The 21,659-nt window shown below is 31.3% G+C and carries 27 protein-coding genes and 5 pseudogenes; 13 read left to right on the top strand and 19 right to left on the bottom strand.

Annotated elements, in window-relative coordinates:
- Window positions 1-16: 16 nt before the first annotated feature.
- From D5J18_RS06045 to D5J18_RS08910, 9 genes and pseudogenes are all read right to left on the bottom strand, one after another.
- Window positions 17-391 carry a sulfite exporter TauE/SafE family protein gene (locus tag D5J18_RS06045; RefSeq protein ID WP_119058116.1) on the bottom strand — a complete coding sequence of 125 codons (375 nt, stop codon included), beginning with the start codon at window positions 389-391 and terminating at the stop codon, window positions 17-19.
- A 5-nt stretch (window positions 392-396) separates the two neighbouring features.
- On the bottom strand, window positions 397-2,589 hold the full coding sequence (locus D5J18_RS06040; protein WP_119058115.1) for a RecQ family ATP-dependent DNA helicase: 2,193 nt from the start codon (window positions 2,587-2,589) through the stop codon (window positions 397-399).
- 243 nt (window positions 2,590-2,832) lie between these two features.
- Window positions 2,833-3,717, bottom strand: a pseudogene (locus D5J18_RS06035) (IS982 family transposase).
- Window positions 3,718-3,795: 78 nt separating this feature from the next.
- A complete protein-coding gene (locus D5J18_RS06030; RefSeq protein ID WP_133298115.1) occupies window positions 3,796-4,056 on the bottom strand; it encodes a hypothetical protein in 261 nt (86 codons plus the stop codon).
- A gap of 6 nt (window positions 4,057-4,062) precedes the next feature.
- On the bottom strand, window positions 4,063-4,200 hold the full coding sequence (locus tag D5J18_RS08915) for a hypothetical protein (RefSeq protein ID WP_260377558.1): 138 nt from the start codon (window positions 4,198-4,200) through the stop codon (window positions 4,063-4,065).
- 15 nt (window positions 4,201-4,215) lie between these two features.
- Window positions 4,216-4,518: pseudogene (locus D5J18_RS08960) on the bottom strand (ABC transporter transmembrane domain-containing protein); the annotation flags it as partial.
- Entirely contained in the window at window positions 4,433-5,182 is a 750-nt protein-coding gene (locus D5J18_RS06020; protein ID WP_119058112.1) for a cysteine peptidase family C39 domain-containing protein, read from the bottom strand. The pseudogene D5J18_RS08960 and the gene D5J18_RS06020, both read right to left, overlap by 86 nt.
- Before the next feature lie 3 nt (window positions 5,183-5,185).
- Window positions 5,186-7,519 (bottom strand): TonB-dependent receptor domain-containing protein, encoded by a 2,334-nt coding sequence (locus D5J18_RS06015; RefSeq protein ID WP_119058111.1) that lies wholly within the window; start codon window positions 7,517-7,519, stop codon window positions 5,186-5,188.
- A 44-nt stretch (window positions 7,520-7,563) separates the two neighbouring features.
- Window positions 7,564-7,686 (bottom strand): hypothetical protein, encoded by a 123-nt coding sequence (locus tag D5J18_RS08910; protein ID WP_260377557.1) that lies wholly within the window; start codon window positions 7,684-7,686, stop codon window positions 7,564-7,566.
- Window positions 7,687-7,931: 245 nt separating this feature from the next.
- Between D5J18_RS08910 and D5J18_RS06010 the strand changes: the two genes are divergently transcribed.
- From D5J18_RS06010 to D5J18_RS05960, 11 genes and pseudogenes are all read left to right on the top strand, one after another.
- On the top strand, window positions 7,932-9,260 hold the full coding sequence (locus D5J18_RS06010; RefSeq protein ID WP_133298114.1) for a sensor histidine kinase: 1,329 nt from the start codon (window positions 7,932-7,934) through the stop codon (window positions 9,258-9,260).
- On the top strand, window positions 9,257-9,919 hold the full coding sequence (locus D5J18_RS06005) for a response regulator transcription factor (RefSeq protein WP_119058109.1): 663 nt from the start codon (window positions 9,257-9,259) through the stop codon (window positions 9,917-9,919). Before D5J18_RS06010 ends, D5J18_RS06005 begins: the two co-directional genes overlap by 4 nt.
- Before the next feature lie 99 nt (window positions 9,920-10,018).
- Complete coding sequence (locus D5J18_RS06000; protein WP_119058108.1) at window positions 10,019-10,231, top strand: plasmid mobilization protein; 213 nt, start codon at window positions 10,019-10,021, stop codon at window positions 10,229-10,231.
- A gap of 256 nt (window positions 10,232-10,487) precedes the next feature.
- Window positions 10,488-10,955, top strand: a complete 468-nt coding sequence (locus tag D5J18_RS05995; RefSeq protein WP_119058107.1) for a hypothetical protein — start codon at window positions 10,488-10,490, stop codon at window positions 10,953-10,955.
- A gap of 10 nt (window positions 10,956-10,965) precedes the next feature.
- A complete protein-coding gene (locus D5J18_RS05990) occupies window positions 10,966-11,262 on the top strand; it encodes a hypothetical protein (protein WP_119058106.1) in 297 nt (98 codons plus the stop codon).
- Between the two features lie 174 nt (window positions 11,263-11,436).
- Window positions 11,437-11,838, top strand: coding sequence for a hypothetical protein (locus D5J18_RS05985; RefSeq protein ID WP_119058105.1), 402 nt, complete (start codon window positions 11,437-11,439; stop codon window positions 11,836-11,838).
- Window positions 11,838-12,212: a hypothetical protein gene (locus D5J18_RS05980; RefSeq protein WP_119058104.1), complete on the top strand. Its 375-nt coding sequence runs from the start codon at window positions 11,838-11,840 to the stop codon at window positions 12,210-12,212. The genes D5J18_RS05985 and D5J18_RS05980 overlap by 1 nt, the downstream gene beginning before the upstream one ends.
- Window positions 12,209-12,661 carry a hypothetical protein gene (locus D5J18_RS05975; protein ID WP_119058103.1) on the top strand — a complete coding sequence of 151 codons (453 nt, stop codon included), beginning with the start codon at window positions 12,209-12,211 and terminating at the stop codon, window positions 12,659-12,661. Before D5J18_RS05980 ends, D5J18_RS05975 begins: the two co-directional genes overlap by 4 nt.
- Before the next feature lie 79 nt (window positions 12,662-12,740).
- Window positions 12,741-13,625, top strand: a pseudogene (locus tag D5J18_RS05970) (IS982 family transposase).
- A 17-nt stretch (window positions 13,626-13,642) separates the two neighbouring features.
- Window positions 13,643-14,302 (top strand): HD domain-containing protein, encoded by a 660-nt coding sequence (locus tag D5J18_RS05965; protein ID WP_133298113.1) that lies wholly within the window; start codon window positions 13,643-13,645, stop codon window positions 14,300-14,302.
- Window positions 14,299-14,733, top strand: a complete 435-nt coding sequence (locus D5J18_RS05960) for an NUDIX hydrolase (protein WP_119058101.1) — start codon at window positions 14,299-14,301, stop codon at window positions 14,731-14,733. The genes D5J18_RS05965 and D5J18_RS05960 overlap by 4 nt, the downstream gene beginning before the upstream one ends.
- On the opposite strand, the gene D5J18_RS05955 is transcribed toward D5J18_RS05960, so the two are convergent.
- The 7 genes and pseudogenes from D5J18_RS05955 to D5J18_RS08955 form a co-directional block, all read right to left on the bottom strand.
- Window positions 14,730-14,984, bottom strand: a complete 255-nt coding sequence (locus D5J18_RS05955) for a hypothetical protein (protein WP_375730849.1) — start codon at window positions 14,982-14,984, stop codon at window positions 14,730-14,732. The genes D5J18_RS05960 and D5J18_RS05955 overlap by 4 nt on opposite strands.
- A 36-nt stretch (window positions 14,985-15,020) precedes the next feature.
- A pseudogene (locus D5J18_RS05950) lies at window positions 15,021-15,367 on the bottom strand (DUF1896 family protein); the annotation flags it as partial.
- A 28-nt stretch (window positions 15,368-15,395) separates the two neighbouring features.
- Window positions 15,396-15,572 (bottom strand): hypothetical protein, encoded by a 177-nt coding sequence (locus D5J18_RS08905; RefSeq protein ID WP_260377556.1) that lies wholly within the window; start codon window positions 15,570-15,572, stop codon window positions 15,396-15,398.
- Window positions 15,573-15,592: 20 nt separating this feature from the next.
- On the bottom strand, window positions 15,593-15,883 hold the full coding sequence (locus D5J18_RS08900) for a nucleotidyl transferase AbiEii/AbiGii toxin family protein (protein WP_260377555.1): 291 nt from the start codon (window positions 15,881-15,883) through the stop codon (window positions 15,593-15,595).
- A 128-nt stretch (window positions 15,884-16,011) separates the two neighbouring features.
- Complete coding sequence (locus D5J18_RS05940; protein ID WP_119058099.1) at window positions 16,012-16,827, bottom strand: type IV toxin-antitoxin system AbiEi family antitoxin domain-containing protein; 816 nt, start codon at window positions 16,825-16,827, stop codon at window positions 16,012-16,014.
- 149 nt (window positions 16,828-16,976) lie between these two features.
- Window positions 16,977-17,558, bottom strand: a complete 582-nt coding sequence (locus D5J18_RS05935) for a DNA topoisomerase (protein WP_119058098.1) — start codon at window positions 17,556-17,558, stop codon at window positions 16,977-16,979.
- 3 nt (window positions 17,559-17,561) lie between these two features.
- Window positions 17,562-17,687 (bottom strand): annotated as a pseudogene (locus tag D5J18_RS08955) (DUF3408 domain-containing protein); the annotation flags it as partial.
- 256 nt (window positions 17,688-17,943) lie between these two features.
- On the opposite strand from D5J18_RS08955, the gene D5J18_RS05925 reads away from it, so the two are divergent.
- Window positions 17,944-18,369 carry a DUF4377 domain-containing protein gene (locus D5J18_RS05925; RefSeq protein ID WP_119058096.1) on the top strand — a complete coding sequence of 142 codons (426 nt, stop codon included), beginning with the start codon at window positions 17,944-17,946 and terminating at the stop codon, window positions 18,367-18,369.
- A 394-nt stretch (window positions 18,370-18,763) separates the two neighbouring features.
- Here the strand turns inward: D5J18_RS05925 and D5J18_RS05920 are convergent, their stop codons facing one another.
- The gene (locus D5J18_RS05920; protein WP_185124701.1) at window positions 18,764-18,931 is read right to left on the bottom strand and encodes a hypothetical protein; all 168 of its coding nucleotides are present in this window, start codon (window positions 18,929-18,931) and stop codon (window positions 18,764-18,766) included.
- A gap of 451 nt (window positions 18,932-19,382) precedes the next feature.
- Here D5J18_RS05920 and D5J18_RS05915 point away from each other — a divergent pair, with 451 nt between their 5' ends.
- Window positions 19,383-20,309, top strand: coding sequence for a hypothetical protein (locus D5J18_RS05915; RefSeq protein WP_119058095.1), 927 nt, complete (start codon window positions 19,383-19,385; stop codon window positions 20,307-20,309).
- A 325-nt stretch (window positions 20,310-20,634) separates the two neighbouring features.
- Here the strand turns inward: D5J18_RS05915 and D5J18_RS05910 are convergent, their stop codons facing one another.
- Together D5J18_RS05910 and D5J18_RS08745 are read right to left on the bottom strand one after the other, a co-directional pair.
- Window positions 20,635-21,309 carry an RteC domain-containing protein gene (locus D5J18_RS05910; protein WP_165844969.1) on the bottom strand — a complete coding sequence of 225 codons (675 nt, stop codon included), beginning with the start codon at window positions 21,307-21,309 and terminating at the stop codon, window positions 20,635-20,637.
- Complete coding sequence (locus D5J18_RS08745; protein ID WP_133298111.1) at window positions 21,278-21,469, bottom strand: hypothetical protein; 192 nt, start codon at window positions 21,467-21,469, stop codon at window positions 21,278-21,280. The genes D5J18_RS05910 and D5J18_RS08745 overlap by 32 nt, the downstream gene beginning before the upstream one ends.
- Window positions 21,470-21,659: the final 190 nt, after the last annotated feature.

The raw sequence follows: 21,659 nt of genomic DNA, 5'->3' as shown, positions 1-21,659 counted from the left end.
GCTTAAAAAAATAAAATTATTTAAAGGAATCAAAGTACATTTTGACAGCACCGAGCACTAAAACGGTTGCGAAAATTCTTTTCAGCAATTTTTGATCTAAAGAAATGGCTAATTTAGAACCCAAATAGCCGCCAATTATAAAAGAAATAGCAATAAATGCGACATACTTAAAGTTAATGTAACCGCCTTTATAATAGTTAAATGCTGCCATTGCCGCTACGGGGAAGATCAAGGTTCCAATGCTGGTTCCTTGAGCTTCGTGTTGCGTCATGCCAAAGAAAAATACTAACATGGGCACAATGGCAATTCCACCGCCTACGCCTGCTAATCCACCTACGAATCCGCCTGCTAATCCAATGAGAATTAAGAGTAAAATAGATTCCAATTTCATTTTTTTTAATTTGCTACTTCACTGATGAATTTAATGCGCATCAGTCTTAATTCTTCATCTTCTAATTCATCGCCAAATTCCTCTAGCAAGGTTTTCATACTGTCATCTTCAGCGTCTTTCATCAGGAAATCCATGACTTCTTCTTGCAAATCTTCATCAATCATTTCATTAATATAGTAGCTGATATTAATTTTTGTACCTTGGTAAACGATGCTTTCCATTTCAGATAGAAGTTCATCCATACTCATGCCTTTTGCGTTGGCAATGTCTTCAAAATCCATTTTTCGGTCGGTACTTTGGATGATGTAGACCTTATTGGTGCTTTTATTTGCAATTTGTTTTACTATAAAATCATCTGGAGTTTCGATTTCATTTTCTTCTACATATTTAGCAATATAAGCTACGAAATCATTACCAAATTTTTTAGCTTTTCCCTCACCTACGCCATAGACTTTAGTCAAATCTTCAATAGAGGTGGGGTATTGCAAGGCCATATCCTCCAAGCTTGATTCTTGAAAAACGGCAAAAGGAGGGATTCCGTATTTTTTTGCAATTTTTTTTCTCAATTGGAGCAAATCTTTATATAAATTTTCGTCTAAAATAGCTGAATTTTTCTTATCTCCATCAAATGATACATTCAAAAGATTCTCATAATCATGGTCTTCTACAATTTTAAAAGAAACTGGTTTTTGAATGAAGCTTTTCCCCTTTTGTGTGAGGCTGATGATGCCGTAAGTTTCAATTTCTTTCTCGAGATATCCATAAATCAGAGCTTGCCTGAGCAAAGCTTTCCAAAAAAATTCTGAATAATCGCTCCCTGAGCCAAAGAATTCAGCATCTTGCAATCCATAAGATTTTGTGATGATGTTTTCTTGCCCCAGCATGACTTTTATTAAATCTTTTAATTTCAGTTTAGAATTGGTTTCTTTGATGACTTTTAAGATTTGTAGTAATTCATCTTTTGCCTCGGTTAACTTTTTGGGCGAACGCATATTGTCATCCATATCAGCCCCTTCACCATGAATTTCATCAAAATCTTCACCAAAATAATGAAGCAAATACTTTCTACGAGACATTGCAGTTTCGGCATAAGCCACCACTTCGTTGAGCAACTGCATACCGACTTCTCTTTCAGAAACTGGTTTGCCAGACAGGAATTTTTCTAATTTCTCTATATCTTTATAGTCATAAAAAGCCAGGCAATAGCCTTCACCTCCATCTCGCCCAGCTCGTCCCGTCTCTTGGTAGTAGCCCTCTAAACTTTTAGGGAAATCGTAGTGAATAACAAAACGAACATCAGGTTTATCTATCCCCATTCCAAAGGCAATTGTAGCTACAACTACATCAACTTCTTCCATCAAAAACTTATCTTGATGTTCTGCGCGTGTTTTAGAATCCAAACCCGCGTGGTAAGGAATTGCATTGATTCCGTTCAGTTGTAAAGTCTGAGCAAATTCTTCTACTTTTTTGCGACTGAGGCAATATACTATACCTGATTTCCCTTTCCTCTCGTGGATGAATTTTATAATTTGCTTATCTACATCCACTTTTGGCCGAACTTCGTAAAAAAGATTAGGTCGATTGAATGAAGCTTTAAACAAAACAGCATTAGTCATACCTAGGGTTTTCTGAATATCCTCTTGCACTTTGGGCGTAGCTGTGGCCGTGAGGGCAATGATGGGGAAGTCACCAATCTTTTCGATGATGGATTTCAGGTTTCGGTATTCTGGTCTGAAGTCATGCCCCCACTCAGAGATGCAATGAGCTTCATCAATTGCAAAAAATGAAATTTTTACACCCTTAAAAAATTCTGTGTATTCCTCTTTGGTCAGAGATTCTGGGGCAACATAGAGAAGTTTTGTCGCACCATTTTCTATATCTGATAGAACTTTTTTGATTTCAGTTTTAGTCAAAGAAGAATTTAAAACATGTGCTACCGCGTCGTTTTCAGAAATTCCTCTGATGGCATCTACTTGATTTTTCATCAATGCAATTAGCGGTGAGATGATAATAGCACAGCCATCTTGTATCAACGCAGGAAGCTGGTAACACAAAGATTTACCACCGCCAGTAGGCATCAAAACAAAAACATCATTCCCATCCAGTAGATTTTGAATAATGTTCTCTTGAAGATTCTTAAATTGATCAAAACCAAAATATTTTTTTAGCTCTGCCTGAAGGTTGGTTTTAATTGTCATAATGTAAATTCAGAAAGACTTGTTATTTTTGTTAGTTTAAAAGTAAGAAAAAAATTATTATTAAAAATAAGAAATATATATTTATTAGATGGAGCAGACAATGTAATATCTGTAATACTCCCATTTTTTCTATTTATTAATACATTTAGTTTTAGTGAAAAATATGAAAAACTAAAGCAAAATATTTTGCAAAAATTAAATCTAATAAAAATTGATGGTATCATAAGTAAAACCCGTAGTGCATTATCGAATGAGGTTAATTTTTAAATTGTTAATGTTACTATGAAAGACAAATTTATTGAGATATTGAATAGTAGTCAAGGAGGTAATTTTTGCCAATATTCTTGTTTTGAATCCTTCAAAAGATTTGGCATAATTACGCCGTATCATAAATTGGTCACACAACTGCGAGAATAAAGTTTCTATACGTTTTCTACACTTTCTGAATGGATAGAACTGAGGTTTGTAATCTTTTTGATTTTTTCTTTTAGGGGTTTCTAACTGGATTTTTACCTCATTGAACAAGTCAAGCTGAACCGTTTGAGAAAGATAGCCCCTGTCTCCAAGTAACACGCAATCAGAAATTTGAAGTTTTATGTCTTTCAAATAATGAATGTCGTGAACGGAGGCGGGAGATAAGTCAAAACTTTGGAACACACCAGCAATAGAACAGATCGCATGTAGCTTGTAACCATAAAAGTGTAGATTTTGAGAAGCACAAAAACCTTTATTTGGCATTGAAAAGCTATTTTCTTTACAGATTTTGCTTCTGGAAGAGCGGGATAATTTACACACTTCTAAAGGCATGCTGTCCACCAAAAAATAGTTTTCAAAATCATTGAACTTTTTCACCATTTTTCACCTAATTTCTTCAAGAAAAGGGAAGAGTTTTCGTTTTCTTCTGTTGTAAACACTCCTTTCAATTTTAGATTCAATAGCCCAACCTTTTATCTCTCTAAAAAGCTGGTACTCAGAGTCGATAGATTTAAATTCTGCTAAAATAATTAAGCTTATCAACTCTATATCAGATAATTTTGGTTTCACTGGTTTAAAATAGAAATTTTCAGTTCCTGAAATTTCTATTAGTTTATTCAAAATAAAATTGTAACTTGCCTCTAGGTTGCTCATAATTGTATTTGATTGGTAACCAATGCAATTTACTTTTCTTTAGGCTCATGGGCAACCTTTTTTATAATGCACTACGGGTTAATTTATACTTTCTCTCTGATATTCTTTATAATTCATTTTTTTACTTGCATTTAAGCACGTCCATATAGCCTCATTTATTTTTTCCATATCTGTTGTTATTTCCAAAATAAAAACAGGAGTATTTGCAACATAAATTCCAACATCTGTACTGTAAATCGTAATAATTTTATATTGTGTTTTAGTTTTATATATACTACACATCTGACGATTTTTTCTTTTATTATCCATTTTTAAAAAGTCCTTTATTCTACTTAACATAATTAATTATTTTACAACTCTAACATTCATTTTTATACCACCTTGCTGTTCAGCATATTTTATAGCTTGATTAATCTGTTTTATTTGCTCTTTGGTAGCTCTTTGTTCAAACAATTGATAATCCAGTACTTTTCTTTTTTTCATAAACAAAAGTAGCCAACTGATATACAAAATACTCCCGATAAGAAATGTCAGAAATATATATATGTTGAAGTATAAAAGGACACCTCCAAATACAAAAAAACTAAGTATAGCATAAAGTACATTTAAAGATTGAACGGTTATGAAATTTTCTAACCTCTTATGATCCTCAAATCTTTGTAGGATGTCGCCAGTAAGTTTTAAGTCAAAAAAAAACATTGGCAATTTCATCATTTTAATTAAAAAATCTGAAAGCATTGAAATACTTACTCGTGTACTTATATGCAATAAAAGCCAGTTTTGAATAAATTCTGCCCCCATCTTTCCTAATAATAAGGTAAGTTGAGCAATTAATATAATAATTTTCATCTTTTATTCCTATATCTACAATTGATTTAGTAAGAAAAGGTAGTACTAATTGTATAAAACTCCCTATAAATAACCCAATAAATAATAAGAAAAAATATTTTTTATACTTAAAAAAGTAGGGAGCTAACTCTATAAATCCATTGTTAGTTTTTTTATCATTTTCTTTCTTTTCAATTTTAGCTTTCTTCTCTACCAAGAGTATAACTCCTTTTTCACTTTCATTAGATTTAGTACTATACCAATTTTCTTTAAATTCTTCTTCAGAGTAAGAAATCAATCCTATACCTGGATCTGCAATATAAAACCTTGTTTTCCCTCTCTTTTTTTTAATTTTATAAAGAACGACAAAATGTTCTTGGTTCCAATGTAAAATACAAGGGAGTGGTACTTTTTCCACCAATCTTTTTAAATTCAATTTGCCGCCTATGGTGCTAAACCCAAAATAATCAAATGTATTGGCCACACCTGATAGAGATACCCCCTCTCTTGTTGGGCTACAAATTTCTTTTATTTCTTCTAATGAGTGGGACATTTTGTGATAATCTGTAATCATTTTAACACAAGCTGCCCCACAATCCATTATATCATGTTGAATGCAAATTGGAAACTTTTTCATTTTTTATTGTATTCTTTTGATTTCTTCCTCACTCAGTTCAGTTTCTTTAAACTTTTTCTTGAGATTAAAAATGTTGTATTTCAATTTGACACCAATCATTCTTTTATCCAAATTTACTTTTTGTCCACTTCTCACATAGCCATATTCTGAAAAAGTATTTCCGTAAGCTAATCCCAGAGCATCATTTGCAAATACAGTCATTTGTAATTTTCCTTTTAAGAATTTGAAATTAGCCCCTAATATTAGGTTATATATCGGATCAAAAGTTGTGTTTATGTTATGATATTTACTTCTTGCTACAAAAGTTCCAAAAAGGATAGCATTGGGCGAAAACATATATACTCCATTTGTCATTAGTTCATATTTTGGCAATGTATTTTTCTTGATTTCCCCTTGATAAGGGAAGGCTACATCAGGAAAAGAGATATTTCCTGCTAAATTCAAATTAAGCCTGCCCAGTCGTGCTGCATAGGAAGCATTGATATCCCAAGAAGAAATTTTATCTAGATTTAAGGGTTCGTGAATGAGTCGGTTGGGGTTTTGCTCATCCTTTTGCATTAAGTAAACAATAGCGTCTTTGTTTAGGTTATAGCTTATTCCGATATTCCATTTATCATTAATGGTAGAGGATAATTCTATGCTATTTTTTACTGTTGGTTTTAATAGTGGATTTCCTCTTTCCAATAATGCAGTACTCAGATAAGATACAGAGGGATCTAAATCTCCAAAACTGGGACGAATAATTTTCTGAGTATAATGGAGCTGTAAAGCTAATTTTTCAGAAACATCATAATTGATCGTCATACTAGGTAATAAATTATTTAGTACTCGAGGTTTTTTCCAAATACTATTTTCATTTTTTTGATACTCTGCACGATTTTGCTCAGCTCTTATTCCTGCCTCTGCATACCACTTTTCCCATTGTTTGGATAATATACCATATCCTGCCAAAGTATGCTCTGATAATTTTGTATGATTTTGGATCTGTAGGCTCTTATTCTCAGGTTGAATAAATACAAAAGCTTTGCTATCTATAGTTGATAGTTTAGTTCCTAATTCTACCCCAAGCCCATTATCAAATTCTTTTTTATATTCAGAACGAAGAAGCCATACATCAAATTTTGATTGATTGTCTAAGTCAATATGCTCATCTAATCCAACAGAGTTATAATTGTGAACCTTTTCACCTCCTGAAGATTTTTTATGGGTATAATCAGCATAAAACCCTAATTTGCTACTATTATTTATTTTCCATTGATAATTTAGATTTACTAAATGCCGTTGATCTTTATCTTTTCCCGTTCTACTTACTTCAAAGGCTTCATTTATGATTCCTTGTTTGGCTTCTTCTCCTGTAATTTTACCGAAATGATCTTCTTGGGTAAATAAATATTGTAAATCTAAATGATGATTTTCACTCAATTGCATATTACTACCCATTGTTAAGGTGTGAATTTTATCATTAGCATTAAGTTGAGCATCGTATAAATTGGACTGTTTACTATTGTTCGCAAATATATGTTGAAAAGACTTTACTCTTTCTGTTTCTCTTTGATTCTTAAATTTATACCCTATATAATTATGAAAGATTCCTTTATTATGATATAAATGAACTTCTTCACTATGGTTATAATTTCTATTTAAAGCAGAACTATGTCCTAATTGTATTGCCCAATTTTGTTCAGAAGATTTTCTATTGGTAACTATGTGTATTATACTACTGTATTGTGCATCATATTTAGCAGAAGGGTTTCTATCTACGGTGATATTTTTTACATCTTCGGGACGAAGCATTTCTATTTGTTGAGGACTTTTGACTTCTTTTTCATCAATAAAAACAAGAGGTTTTCCTTTTCCTAACACCTCTATTTCACCATTAAATGATTTAACTCCTGGAACAAAGTTTAGTAACACCTCGCTTGTAGGCATTGAGGTAAGCATTGTCCCTTCTACATTAAGCGTTGTTTTTCCTTTGTCATTTTTAATTAATTTTTTGTAGCCAATAACAGTAACTGTCTCTAACTCCACGGGATTCTCTTGTAAAGTAACCGTTCCAATATCTAAAGTTTGATTTAACTCTACTGTTTTCTCAAAAGTTTCATAACCCAAAAATGATATAGAAAGTTCATAGATTCCGGAAGGTAAGTTTTCAATGATAAAACTTCCGTCTTCCATAGTCATAACACCATCTTGTAGATGATTGTTTTTTATGACCACATTGGCATAAGCCAAAGGGGTTTGTCCGGGTTCTTCCACCTTTCCCGATAGAGAAAAACTTTGTGCAGATAAGCCGAGGCTTATAAATAAAGCGATACAGCCTAAAATAAACGATTTCATATTTTTTGTTTTTTAATTATTCTTAACTTATAGGAATGTTGAAATTACCATTCTACTTCAATTTCTATAGGGCCAATTTTTACTTTTACCCTACCATCGGATTTCCCTCCTAATAAGTTCTCCATTTCTGATGTTAATACATCTTCTTTTAAAAATACATTTTTCATTGTTCTAAAAATTTAAAAATTATACATTATTTTAATTCGTTAACTTCAACCGTTAGGTACCAGTTTGGTTTTCATTAACGATGCAAACATACGAGGGAAAACAAGTATTGTATATAATGCTTATATATAGCCAGTATAATGGGGCTATTATATTGACAATATATCATTGTTTTCTTATATAAAATTAGTTTTTTATAAGGCTTTTGATTATTTTAGCCCCCTTAAAATTATTAATTTTAAGGGGTGTGTATCACAAAAAAATATATCAAAAAAATCACTTTTTTCAGTGGGTTGCTATCGGTGCAATTGCTTTGTTATTATTATTTCAAGGTTATTCATTGTTTGTTACCTATCAAAATGTTTCAGGGTTAGTTCAAAGATCTGTCAATGAATCATTCGAAAAAAGTATAAAAGAATACAGGGGCATTCAATTTGAAAAAATTGAAGAACCTATTTCTTTTACCCTAAATGAACCTAAAAATAATAATAATGACTCTGTTCTGACGGACAAATTAGACTATAGACAAGATAACCTTACGGCAGATGAGGCTATGTCTAAAATTATAAGTTTTATTTTGGCAACAACAACACCTGTTGAAAAGTCTAAATTAGACAGTCTTTTTTCAAATGAATTAAGAGATAGAAAAATTATTACAGAATTTGAAATTTTAATCAATCCTACTACTGAAAGTGCACCAGAAAATCTTTTTACTCCTGTATTAGAATTAGATGCAAAAAACAAAGTACAGGCAGTGTACAGCAATCCTTTAAAATGGATTTTAGAAAAAATGATAACCTATTTAATTTTTTCTGTCATACTCATTAGCATTATTATTTACGCATTTATCTATCAGTTAAAGATAATACAGCGGCAGAAAAAAATAGAGCATATCAGACAAGATTTCGTAGATAGTATGACACACGAACTAAAAAATCCTATTCAGGGTGCATTATCTTTATCCGAAATATTGCAAAAACCGTCCTTTTCAAATGATGAAAATTTACGAGAAAATATTTTGAAAAAAATTAAAAATAATCTATATCATTTAGATCAAACTCTGAGTTCCATTATAGAAAAATCTTACTCGGAAAACTTACAACAAACAGCAAAGTTAGAAGAGCTTAATATTTCTAATGTAATAGATGAAGTTATAGCAGATTATACTTTTAGAACAGAGGGTTCTGTTATTTTCGATTTCAATTATAACTCTCCTGTATTGGAATACTATGCAGACTCTGTCCACTTTCCTAATGCAATTAGAAATTTGATTGATAATGCAATTAAATATTCTCCTAAAGAAAAGGTGGTTTCTATTGAAGTCAAAGAATCAGGAGAAAATCTTATTCTGTCTATATCTGACAGAGGAATAGGGATTAAGGAAAAGGATTTAAATAAAATTTTTGATAAATTTTATCGTGTTAAAACCGATGAGTTTGGGTTAGGATTAGGGCTTAATTATGTGAAATGGGTTGTAGAAGTACTACATAAAGGTTTTTTGAATGTCCATAGCATTTACGGACAAGGAACCAATTTTGTGATTTCTATTCCTATTATTAAAGAAAATATAAAATGAAAAAAATACTTATCGCCGAAAACAATCAGGATTTTGCTTATGTGATCCAAATATATTTTGAAAAAAAAGGATATACAATTCTAAAAGCAATAACCGGTAAAGAAGCTATAGCTCTTTTTGAGAAAAATCTACCGGATATTGTTTTGTTAGACATCAACTTAGATGATATGATTGATGGAAAGGAAGTGGCTAGAAATATTCGAAAACTCGATAAAAAGATACCTATTATCTTTATGAGTGGTGAGAGCAAGGCTTCCAAAGATGTTGTAGAAGCTTTTGATATTGGCTGTAATTTTTTTCTCAAAAAACCTGTGAGCATTGATGAATTAGAGGTTCATATCAACGCATTGGAGCAAACTTATACAACACAAGATATATATAAATTCAATCAGTGTCTATTTAGTTCTAAAGAACGAGTATTGATAAGTGAAGGAAAAAAAGAAAAACTATCTGAGAAAGAAAGTAAGGTGCTTCAATATCTATGTGATTATTTAGGAGAAACAGTGAGATTAGCAGATATTACTGAATATGTTTGGGCAGACACCTTTATGGAAGAGTCTTTGCGAAATATAATCAGTTCCTTGCGAAAAAAAATAAAAAACAAAGGTTTGAAAATTAATACACTAAAAAATATTGGCTACCAATTGGAAGAAATCTAATATTTGTCAACTTTATTTGGCAGTCATTGACATTATTTGTCAAGGGCTTATTTAGTAATTCTTCTACTATAAATTCTTTTTTTTGCAATAAACAAAAGAATGAAAAAATACACTTCCCAAGACGGTCGCCCAGAGAAATTGAACCCACGCAAGCACCGCTATGTATTCCGACTGAATGAGGAAGAAAATGCAAAGTTTTTATCCTTATTTGAGCAATCAGGCTTGAAGGTAAAATCACATTTTATCACTTCGGTTTTGTTCAGTAGAAAAATTACAACAGGTTACTCAATCCATTCAACAACAATTATCTGAATATATAGATAAAACGGCTAGTGTAAGTAACCAAGCGAGATATAATCAAGGAAAACTAACATTTGATGTAGTAACTTTACTTGTTGGTGTAGGTGAGGTAAAAGCTTTACTAAAAGGAGAAAAAACAATCGCTCAATTATTCGGTAAAATAGGGAAATTACCTAAAAATGCCATTACTGAAATTAGAAAGATTAAGAAACCTAAAAGAGGAGATGCTAAGAGGATTTTTGAGAAAGTTCAAGGAATAAGCCATGTATTGAAAAAATATAGAGTTTCAATTTTTGATAAAGTTAAAGTTATTGGAAAAGATAAAAGTTTACCAAGAAGTGTTGTAGAATCTTTTATGGATAATTATTATTATACAGCTGAGACATTAGAAAATATAAAAGTCTTTAGGAGATTTGGAGGACAAGGAAAGAATCAAGCAAAACTTTTTGGAAATTATACTTCTACAGAGGCATTATTGAGTAGAGAGGAATTAGCAATATTAACTAAATGGAATACGATGCAATTTGAAGCAGAAATAGTTATTGAAAAAGGTGCTAAATTAAATTTAGGAAAGGTTGCACCATATGGAAAATACTCTGGGGGAGCAGATCAAGTTCTCTTACCTAGAAAATATCCTGAAAAATGGATAAAAAGCATTAAAGATTTGAAGACAAAAAAAACTTATTCTTTGGAGGAGTTTAAAACTTTATTTCCTAATTTGATTAGGGCGAACTAAATAATTGATTATGAAAGATGAACTTTTAAAGTTAGAGCTAATTAAGTTACAAGAAATATTATACAATGAATTTAATTCAAAGTATAGATATGAAGATATTGATAATTCCATAAAGATTTTAAATCAAAAAAATAAAAAACAGTATTGTTCTATAGCTAATAAGATTAATAATTTCAGTAGAATATTATACGAAACAGGATTGCTAAACGATTTAAATGATAATATTTATGAGGAATTTATTAAAGTATTAAAAAATTTAGAGGATATTGTAAATTCAATTTGTTCGGAGAATAACACAAAGGGATAGAAGCTCCCCCAAAGCGCTATTGAGGAAATTCGACAAGTTAAAAAAATAAAAAAAGGCGATGCTAAGAGGATATTTGAGAAGGTATCATTATTAAAATCAGCAAGGTTAGCTTGGGGAAAAGGAGAAAATATTATAACAACTATTAAGATTAATGGTGTTCCAGTAGTAAGGATTTTGACCGGGAATAATGAAAAAATTGCAATTATTGGTAGGAAGATGCCATATGTTCGACAAATAGCAAATGATTTGAAAAAATTAGGAAAAGAGATTGAAATATTTGAACCCAACTCTGCATTTGGAGGGAAAGGGTATAATAATTTATCAGAAATTTACGCTGATTTTGATAGAATAAAAAGCCAATATCCGAATGGAATTATTCCTTATAATAAATTAAAGTCAACACTATGGTATAAAGAAAATGAGAGATGGGTTAAATGGATAAAAGAACAGGGGTATAATATTTATGATTTAGGAGATAACCCAGGGCAGTTCATTAATAGTTTTGATAGGCAAAATGTACCTGACGCAAGTGCTTTTTATGATATGGAGAAAATAGAGATTTTTAAAAGTAAGTAATGGAATACAATAAGGAATATAATAAGAAAAAGAAAAAGCTAATTCTTGATTTGGAATCTGCATTTAAAAACTCTCAAAATTTATTAGAACAAATAGGTTTTTCTATTATGTCTATTTATTTTGAAAATGGCAGAAATGAAGATGATTTTATAATAATAGAATTGTTTAACAGAGAGCAATCAAAAATTAAAATAATATTTTGGATTAACTTTTGGCTAGAATTTGAATTTAATAATAATGACTCAATTATTATTTACAAATTATTTGAAAATAATGATAATATATTTGAGAAAAGGATTAGGTATAGTGAACTTAATGGGCAAAATTTAGATGAAAAAATTCGTTTTTTAATTGGACAAATATCAAACTTATGAATAATAAACTTTCAAGACTTTGGATTTTCCAAAATACCCAACCAATCAATTTAATAAATTGGATAATTAATATAAAGTACTTCTATTTTATAAGAGCAATTGGTGGTCATGCGAATGATGGAGATGCTTTTGTTTGTGAATTAAAATTTAATTCAGACGATCAAGTTTCTTCTATTTTGAAAAAAATAGGAGTTGAGGGTTCAGGATACAATTTGATTGAGAATAATAAATGTTGGGTTTCTATTAAAGATACAAGAATAGAATTTTCTATTTTTGGAGCAAATGGCAATTTATACGAAGTATCACAAAAAGATTATGAATCTTGTAAAAAAATAGAGTCTTTATTTGATAAGTATGATTTACATAAATATATAAACTTGGATATCGAAAATCAAATAAATTGTATTTCAAAAAAGAATTATCCAGAATTATTTGAAAATTTTAGATAAACCCGTAGTGCATTATAAAAAAGGTTGCCCATGAGCCTAAAGAAAAGTAAATTGCATTGGTTACCAATCAAATACAATTATGAGCAACCTAGAGGCAAGTTACAATTTTATTTTGAATAAACTAATAGAAATTTCAGGAACTGAAAATTTCTATTTTAAACCAGTGAAACCAAAATTATCTGATATAGAGTTGATAAGCTTAATTATTTTAGCAGAATTTAAATCTATCGACTCTGAGTACCAGCTTTTTAGAGAGATAAAAGGTTGGGCTATTGAATCTAAAATTGAAAGGAGTGTTTACAACAGAAGAAAACGAAAACTCTTCCCTTTTCTTGAAGAAATTAGGTGAAAAATGGTGAAAAAGTTCAATGATTTTGAAAACTATTTTTTGGTGGACAGCATGCCTTTAGAAGTGTGTAAATTATCCCGCTCTTCCAGAAGCAAAATCTGTAAAGAAAATAGCTTTTCAATGCCAAATAAAGGTTTTTGTGCTTCTCAAAATCTACACTTTTATGGTTACAAGCTACATGCGATCTGTTCTATTGCTGGTGTGTTCCAAAGTTTTGACTTATCTCCCGCCTCCGTTCACGACATTCATTATTTGAAAGACATAAAACTTCAAATTTCTGATTGCGTGTTACTTGGAGACAGGGGCTATCTTTCTCAAACGGTTCAGCTTGACTTGTTCAATGAGGTAAAAATCCAGTTAGAAACCCCTAAAAGAAAAAATCAAAAAGATTACAAACCTCAGTTCTATCCATTCAGAAAGTGTAGAAAACGTATAGAAACTTTATTCTCGCAGTTGTGTGACCAATTTATGATACGGCGTAATTATGCCAAATCTTTTGAAGGATTCAAAACAAGAATATTGGCAAAAATTACCTCCTTGACTACTATTCAATATCTCAATAAATTTGTCTTTCATAGTAACATTAACAATTTAAAAATTAATCTCATTCGATAATGCACTACGGGTTAAAAATGAAAGAAAGAATAAGGCAACAGGTGTTTGATTTCATTTCAAATTATGAAATTGATATTGCTCATGATATTTTTCATTTAGATAGAGTTTGCAATAATTGCTTGTTTTTAAACGAAAAAGAAAATCACAAAAAAGATGAGCCAGTATTGATATTATCCTCTTATCTTCATGATTTTCATAGGCTTTCTTCTGGGAATGACAGTAAACTGAAAAAAGTTGAGGAATCTGAAGAATTACTGTATAACTTTTTTCAGAAAAATAGTGAGTATAAAAATTATAGGAATGAGGTTATTAGCTTAGTTTCAGCAACAGATAAATACTCTTTTTCTGATGATAAACAAAATAAGAGTAAGATTGATATAAAAGCTAAAATTTTGTTTGATGCGGATAGTTTGGAGGCATTAGGTGCGATTGGTATAGCAAGAGCGTTTTCTTTTGGTCAGTGGATAGAAGAACCTATATATAACCCTCAATTCCCTTTAAAAGATGATACTTTTTACCAAGCAAAGAAAACACATTCTGTATTACATCATTTCTATGAAAAATTATTTAAGTTAGAAAACGAATTCTATACCGAAACCGCTAAGAAAATAGCAAAAGAAAGAACGGAGTTTACGAGACTATATATAAAAATATTTTTAGAAGAGATTTCATTATGAAAAAAGATAAAATTGATTTTGTAGCATCAGGAATAATAATTGATAAAAATGCCGTTCTTATGATATGGCACAGTAAGTTAAATGCTTGGCTGTTTCCTGGAGGTCATATTGAAGACAACGAAACTATGGAAGAAGCTGTAATAAGAGAATGTAAAGAAGAGGTTAACTTAGATACAGAGGTATTTGATAATAGAGTAGGAGCGCTTTCTGATAACAATGTAGTAGAAGAAAATTTACCTTTTTGTATTTTAAAAGAACCTATAAAAGAACCCAATAATTTTCATTACCATATAGATTTTATTTATAAACTCAAACCAAAAAATATTGAAGATTTTAATTTACAGCCCAATACTAAATGGGTGAAAAAAGATGATATAGAGTCTTTAGATACTTTTGATAATGTAAAAAAACTATTAAAAAAGATTCTTTAAGTAGCTTCAAAATACATTTGGTTGGATTTTGTCCAACTCTGAATATCTCTATAATCATTGGCAGGATTTAGGATAAACTTTAGTCCCCCAAAACCTGAATATTGTTTTAAGATTTCTTTTTCAGCATTAGTAGCAAGTCGCTTTTCGAGGTCTAGCTCAAAAGCGACTTGCAATGCTTTAATATTATTCTCTAAATGTAGTTTCTTATTGAACGCCATTTTCCTCAATCCATATTTGATTTGTCCTGTCAATTCTGTGTAAAGTTGATCGTATTCGGGACTGTCCTCAAAATCTTTGTGTATGTTGTAGTCTTCAAAAACTTCTACACAGTACGGAAATATTTTTAAAGCAAATGAGCGTAATTCATTGTCGGGTATTTCTCTATCAAACTCATTGCTTACTACTCGATTCCAAATGGTGAAAAGTACAAGCCTTCAAATAAGACTTCATTTGCGATTCGACGACATTCTAACACATCATTTCCCGCTTCAAACGCATTTTGATATGCCTGTGCTGCTAAATCACCCCTTGCTTGGATAAATTCCTCATCAGATGCCAGATTAGGAAAACTGGTATTTAATAATTCTTTTAATCTTAATTCGTAATACGAAATTTCTTTTTCTTGTGTTGCCATAATTTTTATATTTATTATTGATGATTAATTATATTTTTTCAATGAGTTCAGTTCGTACCTTTTCATAGGCTATTTGGTAGTCGTAACTCTCAGTAGGGTGTAGTAATAAAGCTGTATCCCCTAAAAATTCACTATCCTCTAATTTCAGTTCTAAATTTCTTAAAAATTGTTTTTGAGTAGGACTTTGTCCTTCTGAAAAATTCATATATTGATGATAGATTTGAATTATTTTTTCAACACAAGATGAGTTTTGGTCAAACATTTATATAAGATTTCTATTTTTAATCGAATGGGAACCACAGGAGGAATCTCTGAGGCTACTTTAAAAATTAGTACATTGTTATTTCTTTTCTGACGAACATAAGGTTCTCCTAAAAAGGACAGGACTTCTCGAAGTCGGTCGATAGTTTCTTTAATAGGTTCGGCTTTGATTTGAACTAAGTCAATATCTTCCGAGTAGCGAGGTTGTGGCGATAAATATAACTTATGCAAGGCAGTTCCTCCCCGAAAAGCCAAATGTTTTGATAGAAAAGCATCTTTATAAATTTCTACCAGAGCTTTGCAGATAATTAAATCTTGTTCTACTTATTCAGGTGTCTGCCACGGAACAATGGAACGCCAATAAGTAATTGCATTTTTAGGTATCATTCGTCAATGTATATTTGTTCATTTATTATTATTTTCCAAACGGGATGATAATCATCTGTATCAGATATTTCTTTACCTGTTTTTAGAGGTGTTTTCCAAAAGTTTAGTCCAATTTCTTGGGATTTCTTCCATAGTATTTTCTCCAACTCTTTTTCTTCTAAAATAGAAAGTACATAACCTAAACGCTGGATACTTGCTATCGGAAACTGAGATATTAGCGTATTAGGCATTCTCTTAAAATCCATTTCAGCACAAAGTTCCTGTATGACTTCAGTCGCTCTATTCAAACCACCTATTTCATTCTCATAGATAAGTAGGTCCAAGGCGGTAACTTCAGGAGTGGATACTTTTACATAACCGTTTTGCGTTTTATGTAATGTCCATAATTCCTCGGTGATGAAACGCTTAACTGGAAAAACAATCTGTACATTATTCTTTAAGGTTGTTCTTAAAGGCGGTAATTCAGTAAGTACAGAAAAAGTTTGTGGGCGTTGATGTGCAGCTCCATAAAAGCTGGCAGCACTTAATAAGCCGATATAATAATTCCTTTCCAGATAATTCATTAGTTCATCTATATATAGATAGGGCGGCACTTGTTTGCTCAAAGCATATTCAACAGGAATAATTACATAAAATCCTTTCCAAATAGATAAAATTTTTCCTTTACAACTTAATCGGTGCAAAGCATTGGAAATACTTTGTTCTTTTAAATTTGTAAATTGATTTCGTACTTGTTCAATACTAAAAGTCATAATCCCCTTTTTAGGTAATTCTTCTACCCAGTCCTTAATCGTTGTTTTCGTAATAAACATTCCTTTTAATTTGATTTATTTGCAAATATACTCACTTTTTGAGTATTAACGCAAACATTTCAAAGAAAATAAGTTTAGATGTTTATCCATTAACGGCATTTTTCGCCGTCAAATACTTATTGTTTAAACCTGTTATGCTTTGATTATTTTCATTTTCCTTTTTTATTTTTAGAGCGAGGTGGAAACTCAAATGAGGTAGAACCATCTTCTTGTAGTGCTAAATAAGCATCAAAACTTTTTCCTGCTTTGTTTTTTAATCCTTTTAAAAGCGTTGTTTTTCCATTTTCTAATAATGCCATTACCGCTTGATCACTTACCTGTTTTCCGCAGACATTTCTAAAGAATAACCATTCGCAATCATCTTCCATACATTTAGCAACTTTCTCATATAGGCGAACGCTTTGCTTTTTACAGACAGGACAAACCAATGTTGGTGAAGCAATCCCTTCGATTTCCATCGCTAAAAAATCTTCCGTAATTTTTTGGGTATAATCTTTTATCGCTTGTAAGAATTCTTTTGGAGGGAGTTGCCCTTCCTCAATTTCATTGAGAGAGGCTTCCCATTCGCCCGTTAATGCTACATCGGCGATTTTTCGGTCTTTGACCCATTCAAAAACTTTCAATCCCTTTTCAGTTGGAACTATACTTTTCTTTTGGCGTTTGATATAGTTTCGTTTCAACAAAGTTTCTATTGTTGCCGCTCTAGTAGCAGGAGTTCCAATTACCTGCACAATCTGTACAATCCTGCGATGAAATTCAGGACGGATATATACCGACTTTCCATCTCGTGCCGAAGTTTCACCCTTCTGAAAAAATAAATCCTCATAGGTTTCTCGTTCATTGGTTTTGGTGAACTTGATTCTTTTACAGGAGATAATTCTTTTTTTCCTGCCATTAGTTCCATTAACTCGCTTTCGTTGATAGGGTTTCTCTTCTTTCTCATACTTCTATTATTTTTATATCCGACAACGAAACTATAACCTTGTTTTTATCTTTTATACTACCTGTCTTTTTTTGGCTTTGTTTGTCCTTTTTTGGAACAGATAAGTACTGAAGATATTTAAACATTTGTTTATCACATAGTATCTTAAAAGAATTTCAAAAAATAGAGTGTTAATGAAAAAAAAAACTATAATAATTTGTATAATCCAATATATTTTCCTACATTCCGATTATATTCTTGATGATATGAAGTATTTTAAAACAATGTTTTTTTTATTTATGGTTTGCTTTTCTATTGGATGTTTTAATTACAATAAGGAAGAGGATTATTACAAAGAGGTTGAAGTAACCGTTCTATCAGAAACAACTTTAATCAAGTGTTGTTCTCCTAATTTTACTGGAGAAAGAGAGGCTATGATTGTAAAAAAGAAAAACGATAAAACAGACTATCTTTTCTTAGATGAAATTCGAGGATTTACTTATGAAAGAGGCTTTGAATATTTGTTATTGATTAAAGAAAAGCATTTAGCAAATGCACCTCAAGACGTAAAGTCTGTTGAGTATCATTTAATAGAAGAATTATCAAAGCAAAAAAAGTAAGATTAATCAATTAAAAAATAAAAATATCTTAACCAAAATATTTTTATTTATATTTGGTCTCTTATTCCATTTTACTATTTTGATAACACACGGTTTAGTGAGTTTTTTCTTTGCAATGTCAGCTGCATTAGTACTTTTATTACCAAATGAATTAAACTTAATTAACCTAAAAAATATATTTAAAAATGTCAAAAGAAGTAATTTCAATTTTAGTATTTGATTTATTCTCATACTCATAGTTGTAATCCCTTTATTATTATATCTATATCCGCCAAAAGAAATAAATTATGCATTTGGTTATAGAACTAAACGTTCAGTAATGAATATTGATAACTGAAATTTTTCACAATTTTTTTTTACCAAAAGATGGTTATTAGTATCGGTAGTTGTTATTCTAACCTAAATGCCCCCGAAGTTTTAATCCTCTTGGCGTTAAATGTAATACACATACCATACAGGTTTGGTAATGCCCCGCCAATGCGTACAATTCCTCTATCATTTCAAGACTTTCGCTTTCATTATTGGCGGAACTTATTAAATCAGCAATACCATCAATGACCACCAGATGTTAAATTTCCTAAAACATCCAAGCCTTAAAAAAATCCTGAAAAACATTTCCTCAAAAACAACAATTTTAGTATCTTTGACCCCAAATAGCTATGACTATTTTCATTTAAGTTAAACCACGAAAAAACAAAGACTTATGACATAGCGCCAACGGGCAACATAACATAAAAATAGTGTAATTGTATGATTTCTAAAACCTGAAATTCCCCAATTTTAAGAACTATCAGAAACATACAGGAACTACACCCTATCGGGTGTGGGACTTGGTGTATTGATAGTTCGGGTATGGGGATACCTAGGTTTGGTATACTACAAAAAAGTCATCCACACCTTTTTTTATGCCCATACCCAACGGATACCTTAGGATGACATTTTAAAAATCAAGGGATTGCGATAAAAAAGAACAAAGCAATTCAAAAGTTTAATCCATTTAAAATGTTACCATTATGAAAAAACAATTAACTATTTTATCCCTCACATTTGGCATATCTGTCTTTGCACAGGTAGGGATTAACACAGATACACCGCAAGCGACTTTGGAGGTGGTATCCAAAGAAAATAGTGCCAGTACCAGTGCACTCAAAATTAAAAATAGTGATAATGATCCGCTAATCACGGTGAGTAATGCCGGTGGATTGGGAATCCGTACTGATAATCCTACCGCAACCTTGGACATCAACGGAACAGCAAGAGTACGCGAACTCAAAGGCAATGTAAGTGATACAGAATATACTCGCTCTATAGTGGCAGATGCAAATGGAAATCTGGGCTATGTACCCCGAATTGACCCTACCGTACTGGGAACCACACAATTAGTGCAAGGCAACGCAGTAACAACAGAAGCACCTTTTCCAAATCGTATAAGAACCTTCCATGATTATAAACAACATCTTGCTGAAGGAAAACCTAACTTAACTCGCTATATGGGGCAGTCCATTACACTACCACCCGGCAAATGGGTTATTTATTACGGATCTTTATTTGTCAAGTACAGAGAAGATGCTTTAGTAGAGCAAGTTGATACCCCGAGTGGAGAAAAAATCAGTGTAGTAAAACAACCTTCTGTATGGGTAAGAACAAGGTTTTTTGATACTAAAGAGCCACAAGATTTTATTAATTCCCAACACATTGTTCCAGTTGATAACGCTTCTTCTATATATAACTCAGTAGAATTAACTTTTACAGGTCGTCATACACCTCTTTATGGCACTTTTCTAATTACTCTAACAGAAACTAAAACCATTTACTTGCATGCTTTGTATGATTATATGGAAAATTTTTCTAACAAGGTAAAGGGTCGGTTAGTAAGTCTAGGTAGAAGAGAAAATTTAGTACGGAGTGAAAACTATTTATACGCCATTAAGCGTTATTAAATTTTGTGTCTTAAAACGATTTGGAGACTAGAGACTAGATATTTTCAACATTCTATAAGGTTTTGTGTTAAGTATCTAAGCCTGTTGAGAATATTTAGTCTTTGTTTTTCGTGCGACTATTGTTTTGGGTACGCTTTTATAAATTGGATTTCTTGGCGTAATTGTAGCCATTGGTTCTCTTCAATAGTGATTAATTTCATTTCTTCTAATTTTATCGTTTATCTGGGGACAAAGTTCAGAAGACTCAGGCGATGATAACGCCAAGTTTTGCCAATGGGTAATTATAGGTAAAGTTGATTCAGCCTCTTAGCAGGCTGGTCATTTCTTAAACATTTTTATCCATATAAGTTTCTAAGGAATTGACTAATTGATTCAAAAATAAGGTTCTTGAACCTGAACGACTTTTCATACGGTGGAAAGTATGATGAATATCTTGTAATTCAATCTTAAATAAAGCCTGAAAAGTTACGGCAATTTTATTCAGACTAATTTGCCCACCTGATATGGCTTTTGCAGCATGTAGTGCATAGATAAGCTCGACTACAGCAGCTTTACTTTCTGCCCAATGAATTGAGCGATGGTTTTCATTGGCTATTTTATCAAATTGCGTGGTTGTACGAAAGTGAAGGTATTCGTAAAATAATTCTCTACCAATTATACGAGCCGTTAAATAATCATAGTAAGTTGAAAATCGTTGATCTAAATCAAAAGCATGATTTTCTAACCCTTCTTGAAAAAGAAAAGAAGACCTTAAAAAATATTTATGGTCTTCATCCGTTCTCCCTGAATAATAATAAGTATAAAACGCATTGGTTTTCAAAAAATGATTGTGCTTACTTTTTAGTCTTTTTTTTTCTTTAGTGAAATAATCTTCATAAATTTTTCCTTTTGTAGTAGGACGAATGATTTCCATTTTGTAAATACGATTGTAGTACATCAACTTTCCATAAATATGAGGTTTTATGTTTCTAAAGAAATGAATTTCCTCCTGTTTGTCCATTAAATCCTCTTTCAAGAATATATGCTCTTGCATCCTCTAAAACTTTGGATAGATAGCGAATCATTTCTAAGGCTTCGGGGATAATGGTTTCTACATGTAATGTTACCTTTTCCTCTTCTTTGTAAATGTCTTGAAAGACTTTTCTGAAATACTGTTCCATATTGCTTAAATATTTAAATTAGTTGTTACAAAATTACGGAACTATCGCAGAAAATCCTTTGGTAAGAAAAACATATCTATCAACTTACATTGCACCGTGCAGGGCGAGGCAATGTTATAAGAATTTTGTGAAAAAGTAAATATATCGTACCTTTGTCGTATTGAGTTCCGATGAAAATCAATGAAATCAA

The organism is Candidatus Ornithobacterium hominis (genome assembly GCF_900538215.1).
Taxonomy (GTDB): Bacteria; Bacteroidota; Bacteroidia; order Flavobacteriales; family Weeksellaceae; genus Ornithobacterium; species Ornithobacterium hominis.
Note: the sequence above shows the minus strand (reverse complement) of the source record. Positions and strands in the feature narration are given on the sequence as shown.